Annotated in this window: 6 protein-coding genes; all 6 read left to right on the top strand. The window is 51.9% G+C overall.

Annotated features, from left to right (window positions below):
• The first annotated feature begins 261 nt into the window (after positions 1 to 261).
• The 6 genes from OLTU_RS31720 (at position 262) to OLTU_RS31695 (ending at position 5917) form a co-directional block, all read left to right on the top strand.
• Entirely contained in the window at positions 262 to 516 is a 255-nt protein-coding gene (locus tag OLTU_RS31720) for a hypothetical protein (protein WP_141736719.1), read from the top strand.
• Entirely contained in the window at positions 500 to 910 is a 411-nt protein-coding gene (locus tag OLTU_RS31715; RefSeq protein ID WP_141736718.1) for a hypothetical protein, read from the top strand. Before OLTU_RS31720 ends, OLTU_RS31715 begins: the two co-directional genes overlap by 17 nt.
• Before the next feature lie 205 nt (positions 911 to 1115).
• On the top strand, positions 1116 to 1808 hold the full coding sequence (gene atpB, locus OLTU_RS31710; protein ID WP_218110397.1) for a F0F1 ATP synthase subunit A: 693 nt from the start codon (positions 1116 to 1118) through the stop codon (positions 1806 to 1808).
• 141 nt (positions 1809 to 1949) lie between these two features.
• A complete protein-coding gene (locus OLTU_RS31705) occupies positions 1950 to 2267 on the top strand; it encodes an ATP synthase F0 subunit C (protein WP_141736716.1) in 318 nt (105 codons plus the stop codon).
• 1854 nt (positions 2268 to 4121) lie between these two features.
• Positions 4122 to 4964, top strand: a complete 843-nt coding sequence (locus OLTU_RS31700; RefSeq protein WP_141736715.1) for a ParA family protein — start codon at positions 4122 to 4124, stop codon at positions 4962 to 4964.
• Positions 4965 to 4981: 17 nt separating this feature from the next.
• Positions 4982 to 5917, top strand: a complete 936-nt coding sequence (locus tag OLTU_RS31695) for a ParB/RepB/Spo0J family partition protein (protein WP_176737136.1) — start codon at positions 4982 to 4984, stop codon at positions 5915 to 5917.
• Positions 5918 to 6000 lie beyond the last annotated feature (83 nt).

Genomic DNA, 6000 nt, shown 5'->3' with positions numbered 1-6000 from the left:
GAGGTAAGAGTCCTGGCGTTCGGTTGCTTCGGAGTATAGGCTCCGAGGGAAGTCGTAGCTGACGAGAATGGAAAAAAGTATCACAGGGGGGGAGCCCTTATCAAGTTCAAAGGGTGTCAAAGATATTTTAGTAAAATTAGGAAGTTAACGATCGTATGAGGCTGTGGATAAACAGTCGTAGAGCGTTAAGAATGACGGTTCCTTCTTCCCTTGCCGCGCCTTAATTGATTGATCATTCCTCATGGAGGATTTTGTAAATTCATGAAAGCGATTCACCAAATGGGTCACCTTCTCGCAGCCAATTTTGAAACGCTGATTTATCTCGGCATGGCCTGGTGGGCAGCGGACCATCTCAATGAGAGTTATCCCAGGAGCTGGAACTGGGCGAATGTGACCTATCCTTTGGGCTTGCTTCTGATTCTGCGTTCCTGGTATGTCCTATTCCGCTCCCTAATGAAGGCTCAAAAGACTGACGAAGCAGCGAAGAAAGACTCAGCGGATGAAAAAAAACAGTGATCGCAGCAGTTTCGTTGGGTTGATCATAGGGCTCCTCGTTGCCGTTGGAGTGGCGAGCCTCATGGTGCAACCTCTTGAGGTCCGATCCCTGGCGGCTGGTTATGTGCTCTTCGCCTTGAATTTTTTGGCTTTGAAGAGCATCAGTCGCCTCCTGGTGCAGGTGGCTGCGCATGGACACAGTTCGGGGCGCACCAAACTCTGGCTGACGCTGGGGTCGATGGCAAAATTTCTGGGGCTCATTGGAGCTCTGTTTGTTTTGCTCGTGATTTTGGAACTTTCAGGATTTTACGTGGCCCTTGGTTCCCTCCTTTCCCTGATCGTATTGACGGGGATTCACGGGGTGAGTTACCTGCGAGGGCTGGCCACGGGACCTACGGCTCCCCCCAAGCCCTGAGGCAGCTTTTGTGCTGTTCACGAAGGCTAAAATCAGTTAGTAAGGACATCCATTTTACGAATCTTTGATCAGTCTGGACATAAAGGGTAACGCCACAATGGGAAAAAAGACGCAGCAATTACTGGCGGCTTTAGCGGTTGGATCCTGGACTTCCCAAGCTTTCGCGGCTGAAGGCGGCGGGGCAACGTTCATTAGCTATTACGGAATGCTTTTGCATGCCTTAGGCGTCACCGACCATCACCAGATGGAAGATCTGAAACCCCTGGTCGGCGCGGTTGTGACGTTTCTGATCACGCTCGTTGTTGGCCTGATGTATCGCAGTCGCGTGATGGCCAGCCAGGATCAGGCGCCGTCGGGCAAATTCAACCTGCGCAGCGTGGTGGAGATGATCGCGGAATTTGTCCATGATCTCGGTTCCAACGCCATCGGCCCGGACAAGGCTCGCCCGTACATGCCGGTGCTGTTCGGATTGTTCTTCTTTATTTTGATCAGCAACCTCACCGGTCTTATCCCCGGCTTTACGCCATCCACCGAGAGCATCAATACCAACCTCGCGATGGGTCTTTTCGTATTCCTCGTCTTCAACTATGCAGGTATCAAGGAGCATGGTCTTTTCGGTTACCTGAAAACCTATGCCGGTCCTGTGCTTTGGATGATGCCGTTCCTCTTTGCGATCGAAATCATCGGTATGATGGCGCGTCCCTTGTCGCTCAGCCTTCGTCTTTACGGCAACATCTTCGGGGATCACCTGGTTCTGTCCGTGTTTACCGGTCTGACCAAACTTGTGTTCCCTTCGTTCCTTTTGTTCTTTGGCCTTCTGGTGGCCTGTCTGCAGAGCTTTGTATTTACGCTGCTGAGCAGCATCTATATTTCGCTCGCAACTTCGCACGATCACTGATGCCCTGCGGGGCCGCCTCAAACCGGATCGGATTCTGTGCCTGCTCCTGCCATAGAGCACCTGCAGAATTCGATCGCAACAACGAGAAGGTGATGGGCGGGTTCGGAGAGGTGTCGTTAACCCTGGTTTTTTGAGGATTTTATGAAATTGAAATTGGGCAAATCGTTTGCAGTTCTCAGCGCTCTGGCCGCTTCGTCCGCAGCTTTCGGTCAGGACGCCACCACGGTTGTTTCCACCAACCCTGGCCTCGTGGCTGTTGGTTCGGCTCTGGCCATCGGCCTTGCCGCTCTTGGTGGTACGCTCGGTCAAGGCCGTGCTGCTGATGCTGCTCTGTCCGGTATCGCGCGCAACCCAACGGCGGCTGACAAGGTGTTCACACCGATGATCATCGCCCTCGCTCTGATCGAATTCCAGGCCATTATGGGCTTCATCATTGCGTTCCTCTGGTACAACAAGTAAGTCTAATTGGCTTATTTTGGTCGGGAGTGTTTCACGTGGAACACTCCCTTCTTTTTTTGTGAATTTCCTGCCTTATGGCTTGCCTGTCAGGGCGTTCCGCCCGGTTGAGTATTCCTGGAGAATGGTTGAGGTTGGGGTTTGATGAAAAGGGACCGGTCTGGGCTTTGGGTCTGGGCTGGGATGATTTCTTGCGGACTTATGGGGGAAGGTTTAGGTGGGATTTTGGTGGTTGTCTTTTTTAATAAGCTATCCAGCATAAAATGAAACGTTGAAATGAGCTAATTAGCGATTATTTAGGCCTTTTACACTCGAATATCTTCACATGCCTATTGATAATGGCTTTCTGCAGGTCCATATCTCTTCATTTAACTCTCAAATTGCAATTCAAACATCCATTGACGGTAAAATTCATAGCTTGCGTAGCCTTTAAAAAGCTTTGAAGAGATCACGCAGATGAATTTCCATTCACCTAATGTCTCAAGCGTGCTTACGGCTACTTGGTTAAGCTAAGGGTCAATTATTGGTAATTTAGAGAGACGATGAGTCTATTTACGATCTCAATATTTGGGGTCTACCAATCAGGTATCATTTCGGATTCGCTTCCCGGTGCGATTCGAATGTTATGGGCGTGGTGTGGCGGCGGGAATCTTCCTAGTCCATGATTGAGATCTCTTTTCTGAAAGGTAGTAAAGAGGGCAACTCAAAGTTTCGAATTTCTGGTAGCCCACTCTTTCCTCGAAAATTCGAGTGACCATGGTTGAGATCAGAGTTCCTTTCTTTGAGAGAGAGACGACTAACTCGGAGAGGGAAGGTAGGAAATAGTGTCCGGGAAAGTTTGAATTATTAGGTTTTACTTGAATCTGAATTGAAGAACAGAGGAATTATTCATCTCACGATTGCCACAGGAAAGTGTTGCAATTGTGTTCCACCCGCAATATCGCAATTTTTCGCATTGAGAAGTTTCCACTGAAACATTGGGACTCGTCCTCCATTGTAAAGTGTTCCAGACGGAACACGTTAACGGCTCTATCATGAGTGAAAATGTTTCACGTGAAACATTGGACACTAACCTCGAGTGAGAAAGTCAGGACTCCAGCGCCCACCAGGAATGTTCCACGTGAAACATTTGAACTCTTTTCCATGCTCCAACTGTTCCAAGTGAAGGGCTAGTCCTTGACAATGTGTGTTCCACTGACCCTTGAGTGTTCCACTTGAAACGTACTGACCGATCCCCATCTTGAAAAGTGTTCCACGTGAAACACTGAAGCTACTGCTCGAGCGTTTCACCTGATACGTACCGACCACTTTCCCTTATTAAATTGTTCCACGTGAAACAGTGGCAGCATTGCTCAAGTGTTCCACGTGAAACATAACAACCATTCTCCCCATGAATTGTTCCACGTGAAACATTGGTGGTTCTGCTCGAAAGTTCCAAGAGAAAAAGGCAGGGGAGTGTTCCACGTGAAACGGTGCCAGCTCCGCTCGAGTGTTCCACGTGAAACATAACAACCATTCTTCCCCATGAATTGTTCCACGTGAAACGGTGCCAGCTCCGCTCGAGTGTTCCACGTGAAACATAACAACCATTCCCCCCTCATGAATTGTTCCACGTGAAACATTGGTAGCACCGCTCGAGTGTTCCACGTGAAACATTGGTAGCACCGCTCGAGTGTTCCACGTGAAACATTACACGTTATCTCCCGCTCCAGATGGCGCGATATCCCATGCCAAAAAGTTAGCCACCTCGAGAAATGTTCCACGTGAAACGTGTTTTCAGTGAAAGCGAACTCGGCTTCATGTTAGATAAATGAGCTTATATTCTTCGGGGTCTGCGTTGAGTGGGGGACGACCATTGTGGCACGGGTGATTGCGATTTCCAATCAGAAGGGTGGGGTGGGCAAGACAACGACAGCCGTTAATTTGGCCTGTTGTCTGGCTCAGAGTCAAAAACGGGTTCTGCTGATCGACATGGATCCGCAGGCCAATGCAGGCAGCGGACTTGGGATTTATCCGCACAGCTTCCAGGACAGCATCTATCAAGTCCTGGTCGCGGAGAAGCCGATGCAGGAAATCATCCTGGAATCGCAGATTCCGCTTCTGCATTTTGCGCCGGCCAGACAGGATCTGGCGGGAGCGGAGCTGGAACTGGTTTCCGCATTCGGTCGGGAAACCCGGCTGAAGGAAGCCCTGGAACCCATCCGCGCGAGCTACGATTTCATCATCATGGATACGCCACCCACTCTGGGTCTGGTAACGGTGAATGCGCTGACCGCGGCCGACTCGGTCCTGATTCCGCTGCAATCCGAATACTATGCGATGGAGGGTCTCTCGCAGCTCGTGAAGACGACCAGCCTGATCAAAAAACGCCTGAATCCCGGCCTCGAACGCGAGGGGATACTCCTGACCATGTTCGATCGACGCAATAATCTGAGCTCGCAGGTGGAGCGGGAGATTCGCTCGCACTTTCCGAACGAAGTCTTCGCGGCGGTCATTCCGCGCAACGTTCGCCTTTCTGAGGCGCCGTCGCATGGCAAACCCGCGCTGATCTATGACCGCAGTTCGGCCGGCTCGCAAGCCTACTGGGAATTTTCGCAGGAGCTCCTGGCCAAATATTTCCAGCCGACCGTCGTCGAAAAACCCAAAACCGGCGGTCGCTCGCGCCGTAAATCGGAAGCCGCCGCTGACAGCACTCACTGATGGGGAAAGGACAGACCATGGAAAACAGCAAGCAGCCTCTCAAGGGATCCCCTAAACGCGAAGCCCTGGGCAAGGGCCTCGGATCCCTGTTGGGTCTCGATCAGGATGAAGCCGCGCCGGCCGCCAGTGCCCCGGCGCCGAGCCCGGACGCCCCGGCCGTGCAGAATATCCTGGAACTGGCGATCAACAAGATCACCCCCAACCCCCGGCAGCCCCGCAAAATCTTCAAGGACGCCGACCTGCTCGCCCTGGCGCAAAGTTTGAAACAGGATGGCGTGATCCAGCCGCTCGTGGTTTCGAAGGAGGGCGACAACTATATCCTGATTGCGGGTGAACGCCGCTGGCGTGCCTCGCAGCTCGCCGGTTTCGAAAAGGTGCCGGTCATCATCAAGGAGGCCACACCCGAGGAGATGCTCCGTCTCGCCATCATCGAAAACGTACAAAGGGCCAACCTGAACGTGATCGAGGAAGCGGAAGCCTACGCCATGCTGATTAAGGACTATGGACTCACCCAGGACGATTGCGCGCGCAAGGTCGGCAAGGATCGCACCACGATCGCCAATATGCTGCGCATCCTGCTTTTGCCGCAGGAGGTCCAGGATGATCTCATGAACGATAAACTGACCATGGGCCACGGCCGCGCGCTGCTTGCGCTCGAGGACCGCCTTTTGATCCTGAAAGCGCGGGATATTGTTTTGAGCAAGAAGCTGAACGTTCGTCAGACCGAACAGCTGGTCAAGAAGATGAAAAAGCAAGGACCACTGGACGATGCCGAGAACGATCGGAGCAAGGCAAATGCAGATCTGGACTACCTTGCCGACACGCTGCGCAGCCACCTGCGCACCAAGGTGAAACTTTACGGATCCGGCGGCCGTGGTCGAATTGAGATATCCTACTTTTCTCCAGCTGAACTGGAACGTATCCTCCAGCTCATAGGCGGGGGGGGGTTTTAGCGATTTCGGTCATTCCCAGGTGGCTGCAAATCCTTGTCCATGCTGGGTTTTGTGAACATCAAAAAAAAGCTGTGAATTACAAT

This window comes from Oligoflexus tunisiensis (assembly GCF_001748245.1).
Taxonomy (GTDB): domain Bacteria; phylum Bdellovibrionota_B; class Oligoflexia; order Oligoflexales; family Oligoflexaceae; genus Oligoflexus; species Oligoflexus tunisiensis.
This window is presented reverse-complemented; position numbering and strand designations above follow the sequence as displayed.